The 1,215-nt window shown below is 65.9% G+C and carries 1 protein-coding gene; it reads left to right on the top strand.

Annotation, left to right across the window (positions count from 1 at the left end; genetic code table 11):
• The coding region (locus QN413_RS26995) for a heavy metal translocating P-type ATPase (RefSeq protein WP_323499634.1) at positions 1-1,215 on the top strand (1,215 nt) is incomplete at both ends.

The following is a 1,215-nucleotide window of genomic DNA, read 5'->3' as shown; positions in this document are numbered from 1 at the left end:
GCTGGCCAGCATCGTGCAGATGGTGTTGCAGGCACAACGCTCCAGGGCGCCGATGCAGCGCATGGCGGATCAGGTCGCGCGCTATTTCGTCGTCACGGTCATCAGCATCGCACTGCTGACCTTCGTCGTCTGGGGCCTGGTCGGACCCGAGCCGAGCTGGGTCTATGGCCTGATCAACGCGGTCGCCGTGCTCATCATCGCCTGCCCCTGCGCGCTCGGGCTTGCCACGCCGATGTCCATCATGGTGGCGACCGGCAAGGCCGCGACGCAGGGCGTGTTGTTCCGCGATGCCGCGGCGATAGAGAACTTCCGCAAGGTCGACACGCTGATCGTCGACAAGACCGGCACGCTGACCGAAGGCAAGCCGACGTTCGAGCGAGCGGTCGCGGCACCCGGCTTCACCGAAGAAGACGTGTTGCGACTCGCTGCGAGTCTCGACCAGGGCAGCGAACACCCGCTGGCCGACGCCATCGTGCGTGCGGCGAAGGCGCAAAAGCTGGACCCGGAGAAGGCAGACAGCTTCGAATCGGCGAGCGGCATCGGCGTGAGCGGCAGCGTCGGCGGGAAGAAGCTGGCACTCGGCAACACGGCGTTGATGACGCAGTTGGGCGTGGCAGTCGATGGTTTGTCAGCGCAGGCCGAATCGTTGCGCGTCGAAGGCGCCAGCGTGATGTTCCTCGCGGTGGACGGCAAGGCCGCAGGCTTGCTGGCCGTGTCCGACCCGATCAAGGCCACGACCGTCGAAGCACTGGCGGCACTCAAGGCGTCGGGCCTGCGCGTGATCATGGCGACGGGCGACGGATTGACCACCGCCAAAGCGGTTGCGGCCCGGCTGGGCATCGACGAAGTCCATGGTGAGGTCAAACCCGCCGACAAGCTGGCGCTGGTCGACAGACTGCAGCGCGAAGGCCGCATCGTCGCGATGGCCGGCGACGGCATCAACGACGCGCCGGCACTGGCCAAGGCCGACGTCGGCGTTGCCATGGGAACCGGGACCGATGTGGCGATGAACAGTGCGCAAGTGACGCTGGTGAAGGGCGACTTGCGTGGCATCGCGCAAGCGCGCGTCATCTCCGACGAAACCATTGCCAACATGAAGCAGAACCTGGGCTTCGCGTTCGTCTACAACGCGCTCGGCGTGTCGCTGGCAGCGGGTGTTCTGTTTCCGTTCACTGGATGGCTGTTGTCTCCGATGATCGCGGCGCTGGCGATGAG

It is taken from the genome of Variovorax sp. LG9.2, assembly GCF_035018885.1.
Classification (GTDB): domain Bacteria; phylum Pseudomonadota; class Gammaproteobacteria; order Burkholderiales; family Burkholderiaceae_C; genus Variovorax.
This window is presented reverse-complemented; position numbering and strand designations above follow the sequence as displayed.